The following is a 21,689-nucleotide window of genomic DNA, read 5'->3' on the forward strand; positions in this document are numbered from 1 at the left end:
ATGCCGCGGCGTCTGGCTCGATCGCGGCGAACTCGACAAGATCATCGAGCGGAGCGCCGGCGACGAAGCGGCCCGCCGGTCGAGCGGCGGCCGGCTCGGCATGTTCGACGAGCATCGCGGGCGCGGCGATCATGACAGGAAGCACGGCTACGAGCGCGGCCATCATCGCCACAAGAGCTTCCTGAGCGAACTGTTCGACTGAGATGCTGTGGATTGGCCGCCGCACCACGGGCCCTTCGGGTGAAGGTGTGAGAACGGCCCGCGCCATGGGCGCCGCCCCCTTGAGCGCCCATGGCGAACGATTCCGGCGAGGATGGAGAGCAAGGACGCCGACGCGCGGTCGTCCTGTGCTCCTCGCGCTGGCTGGGCTCGCGCTTGCGCCCGGCCTGTCCGGCTGCTCGCCCGCTTCCAACGACAAGGATGCGGGCGAGCGGCATGACCGTCGCTCCGTCTCCAATCTCGTTGGCGAACATATCTATGCCTGCGCCGATGGATCGCGCGTGGACGCCGATTTCCTCGCCGACGGCCTGACCCTCGATCTCACGATTCTGCCGGATGGTCGTTCGGTGCGGCTGGTCGCGCCGGCCACCGGCCTCACCTTCGTGGGCGACAAGCTCAACGTGTCGCTCTCCGGCGGTGATCGGATGACGCTGTTGCGCCCCGATGCGCCGCCCCTGACCTGCACGCGGCTCAGGTCCAATACCGCACCGCCCTGACAGCGAGCCGCACGGTCCTCACCACAGAAGCGCGCCTCGCGAAGGAACCACGTCATGATCGAAAAGCTCCGCCTCGAAATCCCCATACTTCTCCCCGACGTCACCGATGCGGCCGATGCCTGCGTCGGCAGGCTCGTCGCGGCGCTTAAGGACCGGCCCGGTGTCGAGCAGGCGCATGTGGTCGCGGCCGACGCCGCCAGCCCTGCGACGCTGTGCGTCCATTTCGACCCGCAAGTGGTGACGCTCGCACGCATCCGCGAACTCGCCCATGCCTCGGGAGCGGAAATCGCGGACCGCTACGGGCATATCCTTTGGGAGGTCGATGGCATCGGTCACGCACGCCGCGCGCGCACGGTCACCGAAAGCCTTCGCGCCCTGTCCGGTGTGATCGAAGCGGACGCCTCGGCCGCCGGCATGGTGCGCATCGAATATGATCGCGATCAGCTCTCCCGAGACGACATCAGCGCTGAACTGACGAAGCTCGGCGCAACGCCCAGACCTGTGCCGGCGGCGGCAGATGCTCATGCCCGCCATGTCGATGGCCCTGCGCAACCGAAGCGGGAGCATGGCCCCGACGACGGTCACGATTACGCGCATGGCGGTCTGCTCGGGGCCAATACCGAACTGATCTTTGCGCTCGCCTGCGGCGCGACCCTGGGGATCGGATTCGCAATCGAGAAGCTGGTGGCGGGCGCGCCGGCCTGGCTGCCGTTTACGCTCTACGTGGCCGCCTATCTGTTCGGCGGCTTCTACACGCTGCGCGAGGCGATCGACAATCTCCGGCTGAAACGCTTCGAGATCGACACGCTGATGCTGGTGGCGGCCGCCGGCGCGGCGGCGCTCGGCGCCTGGGCCGAGGGCGCGCTGCTGCTGTTCCTGTTCAGCCTCGGCCATGCGCTCGAACATTATGCCATGGGCCGCGCCAAGCGCGCGATCGAGGCGCTGGCCGAACTGGCGCCGCGCACCGCTACCGTGCGCCGCTCCGACGGCGGCACGAGCGATGTTCCGGTCGAGGATTTGAAGGTCGGCGAAATCGTCGTCGTGAAGCCCGACGAGCGTGTGGCCGCGGATGGATTTGTCGTGAAAGGCATCACCGCCATCAACCAGGCGCCGGTGACGGGCGAGAGTATGCCGGTGGACAAGCGTCCCGTGCTGGATGATGCGGCCGCCCGCGCCGATCCCGACCGGATCGACGCGGCAAGCAGGGTGTTCGCCGGCACCATCAATGGCAGCGGTCTCGTCGAGATCGAGGTCACGCGCCTGTCCACCGAAAGCACGCTCGCCAAGGTGGTCAAGCTGGTCAGCGAGGCCGAAACGCAGAAGTCTCCGACGCAGCGGTTCACCGACAGGTTCGAGCGCTTCTTTGTGCCTGCGGTGCTGGCGCTGGCCTTCATCCTGCTGTTCGCCTGGGTCGTGGTCGATGAGCCGTTCCGCGACAGCTTCTATCGCGCAATGGCGGTGCTGGTTGCGGCAAGCCCCTGCGCGCTCGCCATCGCCACGCCCAGCGCCGTTCTCTCCGGAGTCGCGCGAGCGGCTCGGGGCGGCGTGCTGATCAAAGGCGGCGCGCCGCTCGAACTGCTCGGTTCGCTCGACGCGATCGCCTTCGACAAGACCGGCACGCTCACCAAGGGCGAGCCGCGCATCCATCAGGTCGTCACCGCGCCCGGCGTATCCAGGGAGGATATGATGGCGGTGGCCGTGGCGGTTGAATCGCTGAGCGATCACCCGCTTGCGCAAGCCATCGCGCGCGACGGGCGCGATCATATCGGCGAGCGTCAGGTTCCGCAGGCGGAGAGTCTGAAGAGCCTTACGGGCCGCGGCGTCTCGGCCGTCATCGGTGAGGACGAGGTTCTCATCGGCAAGGCCGAGATGTTTGGCGCCGACGGCATCGCTCCGCTCTCGCAGGGGATGCACGACATGCTCCCGCTGCTGCGCGAGACCGGCCAGACAATCATGATCGTCCGTCGCGGCGAGCGGGATCTAGGCGTGATCGGATTGCTCGACACGCCCCGTGAGGAAGCACGCGAGGCGCTCGAACGGCTGGCCGCGGCGTCACCATTGTGTGCGAGGGCGCCACCGGCGCGGTTTATCCCGATGTTGTGTATCGTCCGATCCATGGGGAACAAGGCCCGGCGTTGATCGGATATTCGGGCTACTGGCGGGATGACAACTGCAATCCTGCGCTTCGGCGTTTCCTTGAATTCATCAAGACACGGTATGCTCTGTCTTTTGATTTTACCAAGGAATCTCAGTAAAATGGCTAGGCAGGTTTATGGAGTGACCACCATGTTTTCGGTTAGGACAATCGTCATCGTTCTGGTTACATTGCTCATCGGATTTGCGGGAGGTTTTATCTTGCGGCCCGTGATCGCGCCGATGCAACAGGCGGACGTCGACACGTTCACGTCGCCGGTAGCTCCAGCGTCCAGCCAGGCGCGCGGTACTCAGTATTTCATGTCGCATATAGACGAGGCGCGCCAAGTCGTGGCCAGCTGCCGCGACGGCACTGTGCGAGGCGGAGAATGCGCCAATGCCGAGGAGGCGATCATCAAGGTGGATGCGGAGGAGCGTCGGAGGCGCTTTCTCGGCAACTGAGCGCGCACAAGGTGGTCAGTTTTTCGCGTTGTGCCGTCCGCGTGCAAAACCCCGGTCGCTCGCCATGAACCGCGCGAGCATCGGCGCAATGAGCTTCTCGGGCGGCACGGCCTGAGCGCCGGTCTCTGCCGCGAGTGCGGCGGCGTAGGCAGTAAGATCGCGGTGAACGACGGCGGGTAGCTCGACAGTCACTTTGACAGGTCGGTCATCAGCGATCGCTCCGAGCTTCAACTTGGTCATCGCGTTTCACCTATTGGTTCGAGGACGAGGTCGCGGGTGACGATCACGCGCAGCGGATGGCCAGGCCGGATGGTGAGCGTCGGCTGCACGTTAAGCTGCCGACGCACGACCTGCTGGCCCGTCTGATTGATGGTCCCCTGCGTGCCCCAGCGCAGCGCTCGGCTCAGAGAGTCGTCGCCGCTGGTTGTGAGTTCGGATCCCACACCGAGAAGCGTCGAGATAGCAGCGGCCTTCAGCAGGTTGCCCCAATGCTGATTGACCTGATCCTGGAGGCCCGCGAACCCCGCGCCATCGGCGCCGGGCTGGCGCTCGAGAACGATCGAGCGGCCGTCCGGCATGATGAGCCGGTCCCAGGCTAACAGCACCCGCGTCTGCCCGGCTGCGATCTCGCTGTCATATTCGCCGATCAGCCGCGCGCCCTGCGGGATGAGCAGGATGCGGCCGGTCGGGCTGTCATAAACGTTCTGCGTGACCTGCGCGGTGATCTGGCCGGGAAGATCGGAGCGGATGCCGGTAATGAGGGCTGCGGGCACAATGCTTCCGGCCTGCACGATATTGGGCGATGCTGGCGCGCTTAGCCGCTCGACGCTCACCGTGCGCTGGTTCGACGCCTGCGCCATGAACGCCCGCTTCCCGGCCTGATCGCCCTCGGCGGCGGCCGCCTGCTGCTGCGCCGGCTGCGGCGCAGCCTGCCCCGGCAGGGCCACCGACGGGAGACCCGCCGTCCCGCTGTTGCCCGCATTGCCGCCGAGGAACACGCTGCTCATGCGAGCGGAGTCGCGCTCCTGCTGCGCGCGCTGCCGGGCAGCTTCCTCTGCTTGCGCGCGCGGGTCAGGCTGACCCGGCTGCGCGCCGACCGGCAGCACCGGCACATTCTCGCCGCGCTGCTGGGCGGACACGATCGGCCGGCCGAGATCGCCCGGAAGCGGCGGGCCGAGACGCGGCGCCTGCGCATAGTCCCGCGGACCCGACGTGATGGTCTCGGCCGTGGCGCGGCTCTCGGTATTGTAGAGTTCTTCCGCCTGCCGCTCGCTGGCCGGTTTGAGGGCGTAGATCAGCGAGCCGCCGATGCCGAGCCCGGCGACGACGCCCATGACGGTCAGCGCCTTGCGCGACAGCCGCATCACGCGCGGCGGGTCGCCCCTGAGCTGGAATGGCCTCGGATCGGCAGGAGCCGGCGACGGAGCCGGATCAGCGGCAGGCATGTCGGTGCGATCGTTCACGGCCGCCGCTCCCGTCCATCATTGCGCGCGATGCGGACGCGCTGCTCACTGCGCCGATCGCCCAGCCGCAGCTCTGCGGCGGCGAACAGGCGATCGACCACCATGTAGCGGCCCTGCACGCGGTAATTGACCAGCTCGGCGTCGCCGGCCGCACCGGCTACAAACAGCGGCGGCATCTCGCCCTGCGAGATCCCGGCCGGAAACTCGATGAAGACCTGTCGGCCATCGTCGAACGCGCGGACCGGACGCCACGGCGCTCGCTCGCCGTCGATCCGATAGCGGAAATTGAGCGCGGACACGTCCACGCCGCTCGCCACCGGCGCAGCGGTGGCTGCCGCCGCATTGGCGCTCCGCAGCGCGATGAGCTGATCCTGCGGGTAGGTCCAGGACACCGACGCCATGTAGGTCGAAGGCGTCGCGCGCAGTTCGAGGTGATAGGTGCGGCGGTCGGTGTTGATGACGAGGTTGGTTGCGATGTCGGGCCGCGTGGGCTTCGCGAGGATATGAACGCGCGCGGTCGGGCCGCTGCCGCTGATCGTGTCGCCGATAATCCAGCGCACAGTATCCCCGGCCGCGACCGGCCCCGGCCCGACGAGCTGCTCGCCTTCCTGCAAGGCAATGTCCGTCACCTGCCCGGGCGCGGTATAGACCTGATAGAGCGCACCATCGGTCCACGGATATTGCTGGATGGCGTTGAGGAACCCGTCGCGCACCGGCTGCACACGGGCGGCGGCGTTGGCGGCGCCGACGCGGCGGCGCGGATCGGCAGGCTCGGGCGGCGATGCGGATTCGCCGACCGGCTTCAACTGGCCGGGCAGCGGCAGCGGCTCGGGGATCGTTACCACCTCGACCGCGCGTGGCGCTTCGGGCGCGGGCGTCGCTGCGATCTCGCGTGGCGGATCGTCGTAGGCGATTGCGGGCGGCCGGGCGGACGTGGTGGCGCAGCCGGCGAGCGCGGCTGCGGAGGCGATCAGCGCCGCCGATGCGACGCGGGGAAACGGTGGGCGCGTCATTGCGACAGCTCCTTTGACCAGTTGAGGGCATTGACGAAGATGCCGAGCGGGTTCTTGCGCAGGGCGTCGGGCGTTCGCGGCGGCTGCACGACGACGGTGAGGATCGCCGACCAGCGTTCGGTGGCGGCAAGGCTGCCGTCCTGATAGCGGCGCTCGGTCCAGGCGACGCGGAAGCTGTCGGGCGACGCGCGGATCACGCTGGACACGTCCACCGCGACCTGCACGCGGCCGACATTGGCGAACGGGTCGTTGGCGCGGGCGTAATCGTTGAGCGCCAGCGCGCCGCGGTCGGTCGTGAAATCGTAGGCGCGGAGCCAGTTCTGGCGGACGATGACCGGATCGGCCGGGATGCTGCGCACCTGCTCGATGAACCGCGCTAGGTGGAACGCCACCTGCGGATCGGTCGGACGGTAGCCGGCCTCGGCCGGCGCGACCGCCTGCGCTTCGCCGAGCCGATCGACCTGCACGACCCACGGCACGATATGGCCGCGCGCGGACTGCCAGATCAGCCCGCCGGCCAGGCCGCCCGAAAGAGCGAGCGAGCCAAAGAAGGCGAGCCGCCAGTTCTTCGCCTGCACGCGGGCAGAGCCGATGCGGTCGTCCCAGGCTTGGGCGGCGCGCTGGTAGGGCGTCGTGGGTTCGGGCGTCTGCCCGTAGCGGATGGTGGGGCGTCGGAACATTGGCGGCTAATCCTTCTGGCTGAGATCGACGGATGCGCCGCTGCCGCCACCGTCACCGGAGCGCAGCGTGTGGGCGGCGACGGTCGCGCCGTGAGTCATGGTCTGGCGGCGCTTCATCGCGGCCGCCCAGGCGGGCGGACCGTCCGGCGACGGCGTTGGTGTTGACGGGTCGCCGGAGATCGTCCCGCCGGTGGCGGTCACGGCGGCGCGGCCGCCCGAGCGATAGCTGTCCTTGAGCGAGGCGGCCGCCCGGCGGAGCGGCGACATGGCTGCGCCTACGGCAGCCTTGCCGACGCCGCCGGCCCCACCCGCGACGGCGGCCGCGCCGGTCTTCCCGGCCGAGCCGAGCGCATAGGCGCTGCTGGCGGCCCCGGATGTGAAGGCCGCGCCGCGCGCCGCGCCGCCGATCGCACCAGCGACCGCACCGGCGCCAAGACGGGCGGCGGCCGCACCGCCGGCCAGCGCGCCGCCCGCGGCAAGCGCCGTGCCGGCCGCGGCACCCGCGCCGAGCGCAGGGCCGCCCGAGACGATGCCGTTGGCGATCGACGGGCCGAAGATGCCAAGCCCGAGCAGGCAGAGCGAGGCGAGCGCGACAGCCATCGCGTCTTCGATCGTCGGCTGCGCGCCACCGAAGCCGGCGCGGAACTCGTCGAACAGGGTCGAGCCGATGCCGACGATCACGGCGAGCACCAGCACCTTGACGCCGGACGAGATCACCAGCCCCAGCACGCGCTCGGCCATGAAGGCGGTCTTGCCGAACAGGCCGAACGGGATGAGCACGAACCCGGCGAGCGTCGCCAGCTTGAACTCGATCAGCGTGATGAAAAGCTGGATCGCCAGTATGAAGAAGGCGAGGATGACCAGCGCCCAGGCGAACAGCAGCACAGCGATCTGGATGAAGTTCTCGAAGAACGACACCCAGCCCATCAGATCGGAAATGGATTCGAGGATCGGCTGGCCAGCTTCCAACCCGACCTGCGCTACGCGGCCCGGCTGGAGCAGCTCGGCGGCGGTGAAGTCGGTGCCCGAGGCTTTCAGGCCGAGGCCGGAGAAGCTCTCGAAGACGATGCGGGCGAGGCTGTTCCAGTTGCCGATGATGTAGGCGAAGACGCCGACGAACAGTGTCTTTTTGATGAGGCGGGCAAGAATGTCGTCATCGGCGCCCCAGCTCCAGAACAGCGCCGCAAGCGTCACGTCGATGACGATCAGAGTGGTGGCGATGAACGCCACCTCCCCGCCGAGCAGGCCGAACCCGCTGTCGATGTAGCGGGTGAAGACATCCAAGAAACGATCGACGACGCCGGTGCCGCCCATGTCAATTCTCCTGCGGGGTGGCCGCATCGGCGATGCGGGCGGCGGGACGCGCGCCGGGCGCGAGGAAGCGGCGGCGGTTCTCGGCCCAGGCGCGGAGGCAATCGGGATCGCTCGCGCCGGCCGGTCCAAGCGATTGACACCGGCGCAGCTCGATCAGCAGCGGGTCCGTCGCCGGGGTTTCGGCGACGGTCGCCGGCGCCTCGCGCGCGGGTTCGGGCGGCCGGCTCATCTCGATCGCGGTCATAGTGATCGCGATGGCGACGAACACGATCGCGCCGATCCGGGCCAGGAGCTTGCTGTCCACGGGCGTCAATCGTGGAACATGCGCGCGTTGCCCGGCTGGTAGCCGGTGCGCGGGCTGAGGAACCGGCGGAGCTGCTCGCGGGCCTGCGCCTGCGCGGCCGCCCGCTGCGCCATGTCGAGCGACTGCGCCCGGCCCTGCGCCGCGACGAGCGCGGTCAAATCGGCTAGCTGCTGCGATTGCAGGGCGATGAGCTGGTTGCCGGCCTGGGCGGCTTGCAGCGCGCCATCGGCTGACTGGCTGGCGTTGACGAGCCGGTCGAGCGTGGTGCGCGAGCCGTCGATGTTGCCGACCACGCCGGCCTGCACTTTCAGCGCGTCCTCGAACGCGCCGACGCTCGCCTCCCAGCGGCTGCGGGCATCGGCGACGAGCGACTGATCCGAGCCGGACAGGTTGGTGCCCCGATAGCGTTGCGAGAACGCCTGGTCGATGGAGCGCACGTCGTAGGCGATGCGCTGCGCCTCGGAGAGAAGCTGCTGCGTGCGCTGGAACTGGCTCTGAAGCTGCTGAAGCTGACTGAACGGCAGCGAAGTCAGGTTACGCGCTTCGTTGAGAAGACTCGTCGCCTGGTTCTGGATTTGCTGAATCTGATTGTTGATCTGCTGGAGCGACCGGGCGGCCGTCAGCACGTTCTGCGCATAGTTGGTGGGATCATAGACGATCCCGCCGAACTGCGCGTAGGCCGGGGTCGCGGCAGTGATGCCGATGACGCCCGACGTGGCGAGGACGCCGGCCACGATGGCTCGGCGCAGGATTCTGGTCTTCATAGCGGTAACTCCTGCTGGCTGGGGGGAAGAAGCTCGATCGCCCAGGCGCAGCCGCGATGGCGCAGCCACTCAGCCGCGAAGGCGGAGGCGTCGTGGGTTTCGGTGATCTCGGCGATGCGGAGCTGGTCGGTCTTCGACGACGCGGCGGCGAACGCCAGCGCGACTTCGCCCAGCCCCAGCTCGAACAGGCGGTTTCCCCGCCGCGACTGGCAGTAATAGTCGCGCTTGGGAGTCGCCCGGCTGAGGATTTCGATCTGACGGTCGTTGAGGCCGAACCGTTCGTAGATCGCAGCGATCTGCGGTTCGGCGGCGCGCTCGTTCGGCAGGAAGATGCGCGTCGGGCAGCTTTCGATGATGGCCGGCGCGATGCTCGACGTCTCGATGTCGGCGAGGCTCTGCGTGGCGAACACCACGCTCGCGTTCTTCTTCCGCAAGGTCTTGAGCCACTCGCGGAGCTGCGCCGCGAAGGCCGGGCTGTCGAGCACCAGCCAGCCCTCGTCTATGATGATGAGCGTGGGCGAGCCGTCCAGCCGGCCCTCGATCCGGTGGAACAGGTAGGAGAGCACCGCGGCGGCCGAGCCGGCGCCGACCAGGCCCTCCGTCTCGAACGCCTGCACCGAGGCTTCACCAAGGCGCTCCGCCTCGGCGTCGAGCAGCCGGCCCCACGGACCGCCGATGCAGTAGGAAGCCAGCGCCTGCTTGAGCTGCTGGCTTTGCAAAAGGACGGAAAGGCCGGTGATGGTGCGTTCGCCGATCGGCGCGGATGCCAGCGAGCCGAGCGCGGACCAGATATGCTCCTTGGCCTGCGGATCGACCGCGACGCCTTCGGAGGCGAGGATCGCCGCCAGCCATTCGGCGGCCCAGGCACGTTCGGCCGGATCGTCGATATGCGCGAGCGGCTGGAGCTGCACGCCGTCACCGGCCTCGTCGGCCAACATCCCGCCGAGATCCTGCCAGTCGCCACCCATGCCGATGGCGGCGGCGCGGATGCTGCCGCCGAAGTCGAAGGCAAAGACCTGGGCGTTCTCGTAGCGGCGGAACTGCATCGCCATCAGCGCGAGCAGCACCGATTTGCCGGCGCCGGTCGGGCCGACGATCAGCGTGTGTCCGACATCGCCGACGTGAAGGGAAAACCGGAACGGGGTCGAGCCTTCGGTCTTGCCGTAGAGCAAGGGGGGCGCACCGAAATGCTCGTCCCGTTCCGGCCCCGCCCATACCGCTGACAGGGGGATCAGGTGGGCGAGATTGATGGTGGAAATCGGAGGTTGGCGGACGTTGGCGTAGGTATGGCCGGGCAGGCTCCCCAGCCACGCCTCGATCGCGTTCATCCCCTCGGGGATCACGGTGAAGTCGCGGCCCTGGATGACCTTCTCGACCAGCCGCAGCTTCTCGGCGGCGATGGCGGGATCGCGGTCCCACACCGTCACCGTCGCGGTGACATAGGCCATGCCGGCATAGTCGGCGCCCAGCTCCTGCAGGGCGGTGTCGGCGTCGGCGGCCTTGTTCGAGGCGTCGCTGTCGAGCAGCGTGGATGCCTCATTGGTCATCACCTCTTTCAAGATGGCCGCGACCGACTTGCGCTTGGCGAACCATTGCCGCCTGATCTTGGTCAGCAGCTTGGTCGCGTCGGTCTTGTCGAGCATGATCGCGCGGGTGGACCAGCGATACTCGAAGGCGAGCCGGTTCAGCTCGTCGAGCAGGCCGGGAAACGTCACGCTCGGGAATCCCGTGATCGTCAGCGTGCGGAGATGATGGTCGCCCAGGCGCGGTTCGAGCCCGCCGGTCAGCGGCTCGTCGGCGAGCAGCGCGTCCAGGTGCATCGGCGTCTCGGAGACGCGCACTCGCTGGCGGCGGGTCGAGATCGTGCTGTGCAGATAGGTCAGCGTCTCGCCGTCATCGAGCCAGCGGACCTCGGGCACGAAGCCTTCGACCAGATTGAGAACGCGGTCGCTGCGGTCGGTGAAGCCATTGAGCAGCTCCCAAGGATCGACGCCGGTGGTCGAGCGGCCCTCGTAGAGCCAGCCTTCGGCGCGCGCGGCTTCCTCAGCCGGCGGCATCCACAGCAAGGTGAGATAATAGGCGCTCTCGAAATGCGCGCCTTCCTCGCGGAACTGTTCGCGGCGCTCCATGTCCACGAGCGCCGAGACCGGATCGGGAAAATCGGAATCGGGGTAGTCGAGAGCGGGACTGCGCTGCGCCTCGACGAAGATCGCCCAGCCCGAGCCGAGACGCCGCAGCGCGTTGTTGAGCCGCGCCGTGGTGGCGACCAGCTCGGCAGGCGTGGCGCTATCGAGATCGGGGCCGCGGAAACGGGCGGTGCGCTGGAACGACCCGTCCTTGTTGAGAACGAGGCCTTCGCCGACCAGAGCGGCCCAGGGAAGGAAGTCGGCGAGGTGCGCCGCCTTGTGGCGGTATTCGCGCAAGCTCATCATGGCTGCATCCATGTCGGGAAACGGAGGTGGCGACGGGCGACATCGACGAACTGCGGGTCGCGCCGCGCCGCCCAGACCGAGATCGCATGGCCGATGGCCCAGATGACCAGGCCGGCGATCCAGAGGCGCAGGCCGAGACCGATCGCGCCCGCCAGCGTGCCGTTGACGATAGCGAGCGACCGCGGTGCGCCGCCGAGCAGGATCGGCTCGGTCAGCGCCCGGTGGACCGGCGCGAAATAGCCGGGGATCGGCTCGACAGGATCGCCCGCGCCGGTCACGCGATCAGCGCTCCGCCGCCGAAGCTGAAGAAGCTGAGGAAGAACGAACTGGCCGCAAACGCGATGCTGAGGCCGAACACGATCTGGATCAGGCGGCGGAAGCCGCCCGACGTATCGCCGAACGCCAGGGTCAGGCCGGTCACGATAATGATGATGACCGCGACGATCTTCGCCACCGGCCCCTCGATCGATTCGAGGATGGATTGCAGCGGCGCTTCCCACGGCATCGACGATCCGCCCGCATGGGCCGGGGCCGAGACGGTGAGCGCGGTCACGCTGGCGGTGGCGGCGAGCATGGCGCGGCGTGCGCCACGCCGAAGGGCATGGATCATGGCAGGTCTCCCGGTTGGGTGGTGGAAAGCGGAGTGAGTCGGTAATCGCCGGTGGCCGGGTCGAGCCCGCTGACGCGGGCCAGCTCGGTCAGCCGGCGCCCGTGGGCGTCCCGGACCAGCACGGCGATCAGGTCGATGGTCTCGGCGATCAGCGCGCGCGGGACCGTGACGACGGCCTCCTGGATGAGCTGCTCCATGCGGCGGAGCGCGCCGAGCGAGGTGCCGGCGTGAATCGTGCCGACGCCGCCGGGATGGCCGGTGCCCCAGGCTTTGATGAGGTCGAGCGCTTCCGCTCCGCGCACCTCGCCGATGGGGATGCGATCCGGCCGCAGGCGCAGCGACGAGCGGACCAGCTCGGACAGCGACACCACGCCGTCCTTGGTCCGCATGGCGACGAGGTTGGGCGCGGCGCATTGCAGCTCGCGCGTGTCTTCGATTAGGACGATGCGATCGGTGGTCTTCGCCACCTCGGCGAGCAGCGCGTTGACCAGCGTAGTCTTGCCCGCGCCCGTGCCGCCTGCGACGAGGATATTGGCGCGGGTTTGGACGCCGTGGCGCAGCGCCTCGGCATCGACCGCCGACATGATCCCAGCGGCCGCATAGTCGTCGAGCGTGAACACAGCGACGGCGGGTTTGCGGATCGCGAAGGCCGGCGCGGCGACGACGGGCGGCAACAGCCCCTCGAACCGCTCGCCGCCTTCGGGCAGCTCGGCGGAGACGCGCGGTGATCGTGCATGGACCTCGACGCCGACATGGTGCGCGACCAGGCGGACGATACGTTCGCCGTCCGCCGCACTCAGCAGCTCGCCGGTGTCGCTGATCCCCTCGCCGAGCCGGTCCAGCCATAGCCGGCCGTCCGGATTGAGCATCACTTCGATGACGGCGGGGTCGTCCAGCCAGGCCGCGATCGAAGGCCCGAGCGCGGTGCGCAGCATCCGCGCGCCGCGCGTCTTGGCCTCGGAACGGATGGGATGGACGGTCAAGGATCGGCCCCTCAAATGAGCCGGGCGAACCGCCGCCCGGCTGTCGGGGCACATCAAGAGAGGCAGAAACGGGCCGTGAGCAACAGTAAGCTGGCGGCGTAGTAGAGGCGGCGGCAGATACTTACGGAGTGCGGATCGGCCTTCCGCCTCAGCGCCTAGTCGCGGCGCTACTTACTCCGAATCACTTGCCGCTTTTGGCCATACGTCTTCGGGAATCTCGTCGAGCAAGCTCTTGCCGCTGGCGAAGCGACGACCGAGCGTCTCGATAAAGCCTTCGTAGCGCTTGCGACCTTTGACCTGCGCCGCGGCTTGGTCTTCGTCGGGCAACGGCGGCGTCACCGACAGCCAAAATCGGACGAACAGCGCCAGTGCTTCGGTCGAGAGGCCCGTGTTGCGCTCCAACCGCTGCACCTGTCGCGACAGCCGATCTAGCCTACGGGCGAATGCCGCCTCCATTCGGTCGGCGCCGTCAGGCGACAGATAGGACGCGACCGCCGCCTCCACGATCGCCGAGCGCGAGATGCGCCGCCGGATCGCCAACTCGTCAACCTGCTTGGCGAGCGCGGGCGGGAAATAGACGTTGAGCCGGGTTCGCATCGATACCTCCTACAGTTCGATGCCGTCGCCGGGGTCGAGCGACGCCTGCCGCGCGAGGCCCTGCATCCGGCGACGCACGGCCGCCTGCCGGGCCGCGTCGTCCTGCTCGTCATCGACGATCGCAAACTCCTGCGCCGGCGGCGGCGATGTCTCGGGCGCGATGGCGACATGCTCGGGCAGTTCGGGCTCGCGGCGCAGGCCGCCATTGGCCGCGTCCTCCTGCGCCCGCACGATCCGCGCCACGTCGGCCGGGTCGGCGGCGGCGGCGCGGCCGGTCCAGTCATCGGGACGTGCCGCGCTTGCGATCGGCTTGGGCGTATCCATGATCCGCTCGGACAAGCGGCGGTCCTGAAAGTAGCGCGCCTTCTTCGCCCGGATCGGGTGGACGCCTGCTACCATCACGATCTCATCGTCTGGCGGGAGCTGCATGACCTCGCCGGGGGTGAGGAGCTGGCGGGCGGTCTCGGATCGCGACACCATCAGATGCCCGAGCCACGGCGACAGGCGGTGCCCCGCATAGTTCTTCATCGCCCGCATTTCGGTCGCGGTGCCGAGCGCATCCGAGACGCGCTTGGCTGTTCGCTCGTCGTTGGTGGCGAAGCTCACACGGACATGGCAGTTGTCGAGGATCGCGTTGTTCGGCCCGTATGCCTTCTCGATCTGATTGAGCGATTGCGCGATCAGGAACGCCTTGAGGCGATAACCCGCCATGAACGCCAGTGCGGACTCGAAGAAGTCGAGCCGGCCGAGCGCGGGAAACTCGTCGAGCATCAAGAGCACGCGATGGCGGTTGCCCTTCGGGGTCAACTCCTCGGTCAACCGGCGCCCGATCTGGTTGAGGATGAGGCGGATGAGCGGCTTGGTGCGCGAGATGTCGCTGGGCGGCACGACCAGATAGAGCGTCGCCGGCCGCTCGCCCTCCACCAGATCCGATATGCGCCATTGGCACGCCCGCGTGACCTGCGCGACGATAGGATCGCGGTAGAGCCCGAGGAACGACATGGCGGTGCTGAGCACGCCCGATCGCTCGTTGTCCGACTTGTTCAGCAGCTCGCGTGCTGCGCTGGCGACGACGGGATGCACGCCGGCTTCGCCCAGGTGCGGCGTCGCCATCATCGCCGCAAGTGTCTGCTCGATCGTGCGCGACGGATCGGTGAGGAACGAGGCCACCCCGGCGAGGGTTTTGTCCGGCTCGGCGTAGAGGACGTGCAGGATCGCGCCGACCAGCAGCGAGTGCGATGTTTTCTCCCAATGGTTCCGGCGCTCGAGACTGCCTTCGGGATCGACCAGCACGTCGGCGACGTTCTGCACGTCGCGCACCTCCCACTGGCCGCGCCGCACTTCGAGTAACGGGTTGTAGGCGGCCGACGCGGCGTTGGTCGGATCGAACAGCAGCACTCGGCCATGCCGCGAGCGGAAGCCGGCGGTGAGCTGCCAGTTCTCGCCCTTGATGTCGTGGACGATCGCGGAGCCCGGCCAGGTCAGCAGCGACGGTATGACCAGTCCGACGCCCTTGCCCGAACGGGTCGGCGCAAAGCACAGCACATGCTCGGGGCCATCGTGGCGCAGATAGTCACGGCCAAGCCTTCCCAGCACAACGCCATCGGCGCCGAGCAGCCCGGCGGCGCGGACTTCCTTCTCGCTCGCCCAGCGCGCCGAGCCGTAGGTCTCGGCGTTCTTCAGCTCGCGGGCGCGCCAAACCGACATGGCGATGGCGACGGCGATCGACACGAACCCGCCCGACGCGGCGATGAACGCGCCGATCTTGAAGATGTCGGGCGCATAGGCGTCGAAGCTGAACCACCACCAGAAGAAGGCCGGCGGCGGATAGATGCGCCAGCCAAAGGCAATGAACCACGGTGGCCCAAGCTCGGGCTGATAGGCGAGCGCGGCGGCGGTCCACTGCGTCGCGCCCCATACGCCGGCGAGCACGATCATGAACACGGTGATGACTTGGCCCCATAGGATTTTCGTCGCGGACATGCTTGTCTCCCTGCGCTGGCTAGAGGCCGAGGCCGCGCTTGCGGCCCATCATCAGGTCGAGCCCGCCGCCGTCGCGGATGACGCCGGAGACTTGGCGTCCGAGCTGCTGTTCGAGGGCGCTGGCCCAGGGCACGAGGCGGAAGCCGAGGCCGTCGTCGATCATGGCGAAACGGCCGGACGCTAGTCCGAGGCGCTGGCGCACGACACCGGCGATCTTCTCGCCGGCCTGCGTCGGCCGATAGGTCAGCCCGGTCTCGCCCGCGATCCTTGCGCCAACTGAGTCCAGCTCGCGCCGCCGCAGCGTATCGATCAGACCGCGCTCGAATACCGTCCGTTCGCCGAACCGGCGCGCGAGCCCTCCCTTGACGAGGTGGTCGGCGCGGGTGTCCATCGCCCGGCGCACCTCGGCGCCGAACCCGCCGTCCGCGACCCCGGCGCCGCGCTCGATCAGGCGGTGGTCCAGCCAGGTCGCGCCGGGCGCCTTGATCTGCGCGGCGAGATCGAGGTCCGACCGCGTTGCCAGGATGAGCGTCGGCCGCTCCTCGCCCGGCTTGCCGATCGCGCGCAACTCGACGATGCCGCCGAGCTTGGGGCTGTGCTCCAGCGCCTCGATACCGGGTAAGCGGACATGATGCGTGCGCCCGTCCATGCCGTCGATCACGGCATAGGCGGTGCCGGTCAGCTCATCGTGCAAACCCTTGTCGATGAGCCGGCCGACGATCGGCTTCTCCGGCGCACCGCTCACCACGACATAGCTGTCGAGCGGCCGATCTTGCCCCTGATCCTTGAGCGCCTGGCCGATGGTGCGGATGATGTCGCCGCGCGCGGCCAGCTCGCGCAACTTCGCCTGCGCGCCCTCGGCGACCGCCCATTGGCCCGGCTCGCCCTCGGCGGCGAGCCCCATCGTCTCAAGGTGTTGCAAACGGCCGACCATCAGCCGGCGCAGGCGCGGGTCGTCGGGGCCGGGCCGCTCGGGACGCAAGTCGATGACGCCCAGCTCATCGGCGGTGCGCTGGATCTCGCTATCGAGCCGGGTCCAGCGCTCCGCCGTCACCTCGCGGTCAAGCGCGCGCTGGATTTCATGCTCAGGCTTCGGCCCCAGCTCGGCGAAGGCAAGCTCCTCGGCGCGCGAGCGCAGGCCGTGGCTGATATAGTCGCGCGCCATGACGAGATCGGCGCCCTGGTCTGTGACGCCGCGCACGAGCAGATGGACGTGCGGGTTGTCCGTGTTCCAGTGATCGACCGCGACCCAATCGAGCCGCGTCCCCAGGTCCGCTTCCATCTGGCGCACGAGGTCGCGGGTATATTCGCGCAGGTCGGTCAGCTCGCCCGCATCCTCGGGCGATACGATGATGCGGAAATGATGCCGGTCGTCCTTGCACCGATCGGCGAAGGCACGGTCATCGGCCCGGTCGGACTCGGCGTCGAACATGCGCGTCGGCGAGCCGTCACGGGTAACGCCTTCGCGTTTCAGATAGGCGATGTGCGCGGACAGCGGCGCCATGCGCCGGCCGCCGAAGCGGTGGCGCACCGGCAGCGCCTTCACCAGCACGCGCCGGCCGGAGCCGAAAAGGCGACTGCGCGCGAAGGCCGTGCGTCCCTTCCCGAAGCTCGACTGGCCGCGCCGACGCGAACCGCCCCAGCCCGAACGCTGACTGCCGCCGCTCATTGCGGCGATGCGCAGCACCTCGGCGACCAGCCCGCGCGCATTGCGGCCCTGCGCCTTGCTGCGCTTGGCCTTGCCCGGCCGGACGCGGAACTCTTGGCTATCGCTCATGGCCGGCCGTTTCTCGCCGAAAACCAGCCGTGGTGCCGTTCGGTGCGTTGAAATGCCTAGCTTTTTCCTTCCGAGCGGCACGCTCGCCGACCGACGCCCCCATGTGAAGCCACGGAAAAGCCTTGGCTTTTCGGCGAAACGGGGTGCGACTTGTATCTTGCCCTCGTCTGTCCCTGTCGTTTTCTCCCTCCCCAGCCACTTTCCTGCTCGGGACGGATGATGGGGATAGCGCGCAAATCATTGCAGTCGGCCCGCGCGGGCGCGGGGCACGAACAGCGTGTCCTCCGGCTCATTCGAAGGCGAAGCTGCGGAGCGAACGTCACCGGATGTCGGCCCATCGGCTGGCAGCTCCGACGCGGGCTCCTCGCCATCTGACTGCACGGAAACGGCTTCGGACGGGGCGCTCGCGGTGCGGACGAACAGCGCGGCGCGGCGCCAGGCGAACGGATCAGGCGGTGCGCTCACCGCCATCTCCGCAGCGCCCGATGGGCCGACAACGGCGCTGAGCTGAGCTAGGTAGCCGACCGTCTCGGGCGGCAGCGGACGGCCGCGCGACAGGTAATCGTCGTAGCGGCCCGGCCCGGCATTATAGGCTGCCAGCATCGCGCTCGCGTTGCCGTAGCGGTCGTGCATCGCGTGCAGATAGGCCGCGCCCGCCATGATGTTGTCTCGCACGTCGAACGGGTCAGCGCCGAGGCCATATCGCGCGCGAAGATCGGCCCAGGTCGCGGGCATGATCTGCATCAATCCCATCGCACCCGCACGCGAAACGGCGCGGGAGTTGCCGCCGCTCTCGACGCGCATCACCGCCCATATCCACCCTTCGGGGATGCCGAATCGCCGCGCGGCCTCGGCGACATGACCGGCATATGGATGAGCCGCCGCCGATCGTGCGGCCGGCAAATCCTGCGCCGTTGCCGCGACCGGCGCAGCGCCGCCGGACATCAGCGCGACGGCCAACGCCACCGCCGATCCGACTCCGCTCCGCCGCCAGCCTGCCAGCGTGCTCGCTACGCTCAAGGGTGCGCGCGCCGCGCCGGCCTGCGGCCGCCTTTGACCTCCGCTGCGCGCCCCGGCCGGTCTGCGACCGAGCGGGACGGAGGGATGAGACGGCTTTCCCGCGAACAAAGGGATGATGGAAAAGCGCACCGGATCAGTCCTGCTCGCGCGACTTCGGTTGGCGGTTCCAGCGCAGCGACCAGGCCGACGTGTCGCCCGTGGTCTGGAACAGCGCGGCACGGAGCGGCTGGGCTAAGGCGGGATCGTCGATGCGCAGCGAGACGTAATCGCCGGCGCGTTCGCCGGTCTCGTTCCAGCCCGCGCCGATCTCTGGGCCTTCGCCGCCGTCGCCGCGATGAATGCGCCAGTTCGGCGCATTGTCGGCGTCGCTCGGCTCGGCCGGAACGATCGAGATGCGAATGTCGAGCGTCGCGGTCTCGATGATGCCTTCGTAACCGTTGGCGGTGCGGAAGAAGCTGCCGATCTGCATGGGACTCTCCTTTGGGTTGGCAGGGATGAGCGGGTTCAGCGCCACACGAGCGACGCGTTGGGGGTGTCGCGGGTGAGGATCGGGACGGCGCGGCCGAGCACGGTCGAGGCCGGCAGCGGGCCGAAATAGCGGCCGTCCATACTGTCCGCGTGATCGGGGTTGAGCATCAGCAGCTCGCTGCCGCGCAGCGTGCGGCAGCCCTGCCAGACGGGGAGCGAGCGGCCTCGTCCGTCACGCGCCAGGGCAACGGCGACCGGCCGGGCATCGACGCTCACGACGGCGCCGATCCGGCACACAAACTGCCCCGGCTTGGCCGCGACATGCTTCAACAACGGCACACGCTCACCAAGATAGCTGCGCTCGGCCAGCCACCGCGCCAGCGGCGCGGGCGGCGTAACGGCGACCAGCGTGCCGACGGCGGGATCGCGGTCGGGCTCTATCCGGTAGAGGCCGAGCGGTGCGCTGGCGCTGGCGTTCCAGATGACGCGCGGCAGCGGGTCGAATATCGCGACGGCAGTGAACGACACGGCGAACACCGACGCGGCGGAAGCCGTCGCGATGGTCCATCCACGGGGCGTCATCCTTCGATCTCTCGGCGTTTGAGCCAGGCGCGATGGCGCTCCAGCGTATAGGGGCGCGGCTGATGTCCGGCGGCGATGCGGTTGGCGACGTGTCGCCAATGATCGGGTGCGGCGTCGCACGGATCGACGCCGGCCGCCTCGGCCGCGTCGATCGCGGCGAGCACCTGGCTGACCTTGGGCCAGCCCTCGATCTTGAGCAGGATGTCGCCGCCCGGCCGCACGAATGGCAGTGTCGTGAACGGCTCGCCCGCGCCGACCGCGCGCACGATGTCGATGCGCGAGCTTACCGTGCCGTAGTCGTTCGCCGCCCAGCGGACGAACGCGAAGATGGCGCCGGGGCGGAAGCGGACGATGCGGCGGCGGCGATCGACGATCTCGTCAACGGCGACGCGGCCGAACCTGATCCAGTGCTCAATCCGCTTCTCGATCCACGTCAGTTCGACGCGAGTCATGCCGTCATCGGACGGCTGGCGGTGGCGCATGGGCGACGGCGGGACGGTCATCGCCGGCTCCGGGCGATGGCCGAATCCGCGCGCGGCATGAGGTCGTCCTGCCCCGGATCGGAGGTCGAATGCTTGATGCCGATATCGGCCCAGGCGCGCAGGTCATCGACCGAATAGACCACCCGGCCCCCGATCCGGCGGTAGGCCGGGCCGGTGCCGAAATAACGGTGCTTTTCAAGGGTGCGGCCTGAGAGGCCGAGGAAGCGGGCGGCTTCCGGCGTGCGCAGGAAGCGGGGCGGCAGGTTGGTGGGCGTATCGGACAAGTGACGACTCCTGCGGGCGGTGGCGGCAGGAGGCGTAATTGTCAGAACGGAGGCGGCTGGGTGGGGTATGAAGATGTGCGGCTACGCGGATGTGACCACCCCTCCCCCGAGCCGGCCCCGCTATGGGGAGCGGGTCAGCGGATGCGGAGCAGCTTGCGGTAGTCGCCGTTCATCATCGCCATGCCATCACGGACCAGTCGGACCACGAACGAACGCGCAGCGGACATTTTCCAATCGCTCGCAGACAGCCGCGCCGCCTCGTCGCGCCCGAGTGCGACCGCGATCTCGCGATAGGTTGCTCCGGCATCACGCAGGTCGAGCGCGCGGAGCATCAGGTCGAGCCGGGCGAGCCGGTAGGCGGTAAGCGGCCAGCCGCGCGGCAGCGGCCCGGCAGCGCGGCCGAGCAGACGGCGGTGGAAACGCAGCAAGCTGGCGATCCGGGTGGGGAAATCCTTGTCAAGCGGGATGATGGCCGCGAGCGGCCGGCCGGGGGTCGCATCGCGCAGCCAGAGTCGATGCTCGCCGGCCGCGTCGGCGACGATGACGTGGCGGCCTTCAATCCCGGCCAGGTCGGCGAGCAGCGCCCCGAGTGCGCGCGGATCGACCGGAGCGGCGGTCTTGAATCCCTCCGGCGCAGCGTCGAGAATGACCGTGACAGCGGTCAGCTCCGGGCGCCAGACGACCGGCTCCGAGAGGTCATCCGGCGCCGTGGCGAAAGGATAACCCCCAGCGCCGCGCGAACGCCAATTCGGCGGCGTTCTTCGCGACGGCGCCCTCGTCGATGCGCTCTTGCATCTGCGTATGTTCGGCGCGGTAGGTGCGGTTCCGCCGCAAGAACTCCGCGGCTAGATCGGCGCGCCCGAGCGCGTCGGACATTCCGCCGGCGCGTCGCTGGCGACGCCCAGGCGGCGTCGGCATTGCATCCTCCCCACCGCGCCTCGCGCGGATTTCGGAGCACCGAACATCCCGGTCGCCACTGACGTTTGCTAGGGCGAAGATCGCGCACAACCATGCCGTGCGAGCGGAGCAATTACCCCCGGAACTCGATCCAGATTGGAGTTAAATCTTAACAGTTTAGCGGGCGCTGACAGCCGAGCAGATGAGCGTAGCCAACCTCAGTCATCCACCGCGCGCGGGCCAAGTGAGAGTCGTGCATCGTCTTCGCGCGATCCGGCTCGGCGGTCGTGTCGATGCCGAAGATCAGCCTCGCAGCCTCGCGCCAATCGGCCCCATCGGCGTCGGCGTCGAGCAAGCGCAGATAATCTGCCAGATGACCTTCGTCATAGCTGGTGAGTTGTGGTGAATCGGGCGCCCGATCATCGAATCTCATCTTGACCACCATGCCCTTGGCTTCCCGTCCGCGTTAACCAATAGGACAATGCCGAGCATTTTCGACGTGCTTGCCAGGCATAATTGCGCGCGGAATCTGCATTGCCTACTGCACACTCACAGGGGCTGCTGGTTTGCGGTGCGCCCCCGCAAACAGCTCCTGAACCCTGATCGGGGAGTTGGAAAACCGCGTTTAGACGGTTCCTGTGACCTTTAGCACCGGAGCGCCTGGACATACGTCACAGTTAGCGTCCGCGCTCGTGGTGTAATTTCCGGTGTAGGCGATGGTGTAT

General features: G+C 68.4%; 25 protein-coding genes and 1 pseudogene. 4 read left to right on the forward strand and 22 right to left on the reverse strand.

Going from position 1 to position 21,689, the window contains the following annotated elements; all coding sequences use genetic code 11:
* The 4 genes and pseudogenes from HUW43_RS04760 to HUW43_RS04775 all read left to right on the forward strand — a co-directional run.
* Positions 1-202 (forward strand): zf-TFIIB domain-containing protein (locus tag HUW43_RS04760; RefSeq protein ID WP_188236318.1); only part of this gene is annotated, 202 nt, incomplete at its 5' end.
* 145 nt (positions 203-347) lie between these two features.
* Positions 348-716, forward strand: coding sequence for a hypothetical protein (locus HUW43_RS04765; protein ID WP_235527046.1), 369 nt, complete (start codon positions 348-350; stop codon positions 714-716).
* Between the two features lie 54 nt (positions 717-770).
* Positions 771-2,759 (forward strand): annotated as a pseudogene (locus tag HUW43_RS04770) (heavy metal translocating P-type ATPase); the annotation flags it as partial.
* 120 nt (positions 2,760-2,879) lie between these two features.
* Positions 2,880-3,311 (forward strand): hypothetical protein, encoded by a 432-nt coding sequence (locus HUW43_RS04775; protein ID WP_223181292.1) that lies wholly within the window; start codon positions 2,880-2,882, stop codon positions 3,309-3,311.
* 15 nt (positions 3,312-3,326) lie between these two features.
* Here the strand turns inward: HUW43_RS04775 and HUW43_RS04780 are convergent, their stop codons facing one another.
* From HUW43_RS04780 to HUW43_RS04885, 22 genes are all read right to left on the reverse strand, one after another.
* Entirely contained in the window at positions 3,327-3,551 is a 225-nt protein-coding gene (locus tag HUW43_RS04780; protein WP_053555770.1) for a DUF2274 domain-containing protein, read from the reverse strand.
* Positions 3,548-4,756: a TrbI/VirB10 family protein gene (locus tag HUW43_RS04785; RefSeq protein WP_053556406.1), complete on the reverse strand. Its 1,209-nt coding sequence runs from the start codon at positions 4,754-4,756 to the stop codon at positions 3,548-3,550. The genes HUW43_RS04780 and HUW43_RS04785 overlap by 4 nt, the downstream gene beginning before the upstream one ends.
* Before the next feature lie 14 nt (positions 4,757-4,770).
* On the reverse strand, positions 4,771-5,787 hold the full coding sequence (trbG, locus tag HUW43_RS04790; RefSeq protein WP_053555771.1) for a P-type conjugative transfer protein TrbG: 1,017 nt from the start codon (positions 5,785-5,787) through the stop codon (positions 4,771-4,773).
* Positions 5,784-6,467, reverse strand: coding sequence for a conjugal transfer protein TrbF (gene trbF / locus HUW43_RS04795; protein ID WP_053555772.1), 684 nt, complete (start codon positions 6,465-6,467; stop codon positions 5,784-5,786). The genes trbG and trbF overlap by 4 nt, the downstream gene beginning before the upstream one ends.
* A 6-nt stretch (positions 6,468-6,473) precedes the next feature.
* Entirely contained in the window at positions 6,474-7,781 is a 1,308-nt protein-coding gene (trbL, locus tag HUW43_RS04800) for a P-type conjugative transfer protein TrbL (protein ID WP_188236319.1), read from the reverse strand.
* Between the two features lies 1 nt (position 7,782).
* Complete coding sequence (gene trbK-alt, locus HUW43_RS04805) at positions 7,783-8,085, reverse strand: putative entry exclusion protein TrbK-alt (protein ID WP_053555774.1); 303 nt, start codon at positions 8,083-8,085, stop codon at positions 7,783-7,785.
* Between the two features lie 5 nt (positions 8,086-8,090).
* Positions 8,091-8,849 (reverse strand): P-type conjugative transfer protein TrbJ, encoded by a 759-nt coding sequence (gene trbJ, locus HUW43_RS04810; protein WP_053555775.1) that lies wholly within the window; start codon positions 8,847-8,849, stop codon positions 8,091-8,093.
* Positions 8,846-11,281: a conjugal transfer protein TrbE gene (gene trbE, locus HUW43_RS04815; RefSeq protein WP_188236320.1), complete on the reverse strand. Its 2,436-nt coding sequence runs from the start codon at positions 11,279-11,281 to the stop codon at positions 8,846-8,848. The genes trbJ and trbE overlap by 4 nt, the downstream gene beginning before the upstream one ends.
* The gene (locus HUW43_RS04820) at positions 11,278-11,559 is read right to left on the reverse strand and encodes a VirB3 family type IV secretion system protein (RefSeq protein WP_053555777.1); all 282 of its coding nucleotides are present in this window, start codon (positions 11,557-11,559) and stop codon (positions 11,278-11,280) included. Before HUW43_RS04820 ends, trbE begins: the two co-directional genes overlap by 4 nt.
* A complete protein-coding gene (locus HUW43_RS04825; protein WP_053555778.1) occupies positions 11,556-11,891 on the reverse strand; it encodes a TrbC/VirB2 family protein in 336 nt (111 codons plus the stop codon). Before HUW43_RS04825 ends, HUW43_RS04820 begins: the two co-directional genes overlap by 4 nt.
* Positions 11,888-12,874, reverse strand: a complete 987-nt coding sequence (trbB, locus tag HUW43_RS04830) for a P-type conjugative transfer ATPase TrbB (protein ID WP_053555779.1) — start codon at positions 12,872-12,874, stop codon at positions 11,888-11,890. The genes HUW43_RS04825 and trbB overlap by 4 nt, the downstream gene beginning before the upstream one ends.
* 171 nt (positions 12,875-13,045) lie before the next feature.
* Complete coding sequence (locus HUW43_RS04835; RefSeq protein ID WP_053555780.1) at positions 13,046-13,471, reverse strand: CopG family transcriptional regulator; 426 nt, start codon at positions 13,469-13,471, stop codon at positions 13,046-13,048.
* A gap of 9 nt (positions 13,472-13,480) precedes the next feature.
* Positions 13,481-15,454 (reverse strand): conjugal transfer protein TraG, encoded by a 1,974-nt coding sequence (locus HUW43_RS04840; RefSeq protein ID WP_053555781.1) that lies wholly within the window; start codon positions 15,452-15,454, stop codon positions 13,481-13,483.
* A gap of 19 nt (positions 15,455-15,473) precedes the next feature.
* The gene (locus tag HUW43_RS04845; RefSeq protein WP_188236328.1) at positions 15,474-17,231 is read right to left on the reverse strand and encodes a relaxase/mobilization nuclease domain-containing protein; all 1,758 of its coding nucleotides are present in this window, start codon (positions 17,229-17,231) and stop codon (positions 15,474-15,476) included.
* Between the two features lie 237 nt (positions 17,232-17,468).
* Entirely contained in the window at positions 17,469-18,197 is a 729-nt protein-coding gene (locus HUW43_RS04850) for a lytic transglycosylase domain-containing protein (RefSeq protein ID WP_411157929.1), read from the reverse strand.
* Positions 18,198-18,384: 187 nt separating this feature from the next.
* Positions 18,385-18,720 carry a DUF736 domain-containing protein gene (locus HUW43_RS04855; RefSeq protein ID WP_188236322.1) on the reverse strand — a complete coding sequence of 112 codons (336 nt, stop codon included), beginning with the start codon at positions 18,718-18,720 and terminating at the stop codon, positions 18,385-18,387.
* Positions 18,721-18,755: 35 nt separating this feature from the next.
* On the reverse strand, positions 18,756-19,301 hold the full coding sequence (locus HUW43_RS04860; RefSeq protein WP_188236323.1) for a S26 family signal peptidase: 546 nt from the start codon (positions 19,299-19,301) through the stop codon (positions 18,756-18,758).
* The gene (locus HUW43_RS04865; protein WP_188236324.1) at positions 19,298-19,804 is read right to left on the reverse strand and encodes a DUF2840 domain-containing protein; all 507 of its coding nucleotides are present in this window, start codon (positions 19,802-19,804) and stop codon (positions 19,298-19,300) included. The genes HUW43_RS04860 and HUW43_RS04865 overlap by 4 nt, the downstream gene beginning before the upstream one ends.
* Positions 19,801-20,067 (reverse strand): helix-turn-helix transcriptional regulator, encoded by a 267-nt coding sequence (locus HUW43_RS04870; protein ID WP_015459426.1) that lies wholly within the window; start codon positions 20,065-20,067, stop codon positions 19,801-19,803. Before HUW43_RS04870 ends, HUW43_RS04865 begins: the two co-directional genes overlap by 4 nt.
* Positions 20,068-20,201: 134 nt before the next feature.
* On the reverse strand, positions 20,202-20,870 hold the full coding sequence (locus tag HUW43_RS15935) for a DUF2285 domain-containing protein (protein ID WP_317450824.1): 669 nt from the start codon (positions 20,868-20,870) through the stop codon (positions 20,202-20,204).
* Positions 20,764-20,985: a transcriptional regulator domain-containing protein gene (locus HUW43_RS04880; protein ID WP_188236325.1), complete on the reverse strand. Its 222-nt coding sequence runs from the start codon at positions 20,983-20,985 to the stop codon at positions 20,764-20,766. Before HUW43_RS04880 ends, HUW43_RS15935 begins: the two co-directional genes overlap by 107 nt.
* A 148-nt stretch (positions 20,986-21,133) precedes the next feature.
* The gene (locus tag HUW43_RS04885; RefSeq protein WP_188236326.1) at positions 21,134-21,409 is read right to left on the reverse strand and encodes a DNA -binding domain-containing protein; all 276 of its coding nucleotides are present in this window, start codon (positions 21,407-21,409) and stop codon (positions 21,134-21,136) included.
* Between the last annotated feature and the right edge of the window lie 280 nt (positions 21,410-21,689).

The sequence above is a fragment of the Sphingopyxis sp. LK2115 genome (assembly GCF_014595975.1).
GTDB lineage: Bacteria > Pseudomonadota > Alphaproteobacteria > Sphingomonadales > Sphingomonadaceae > Sphingopyxis.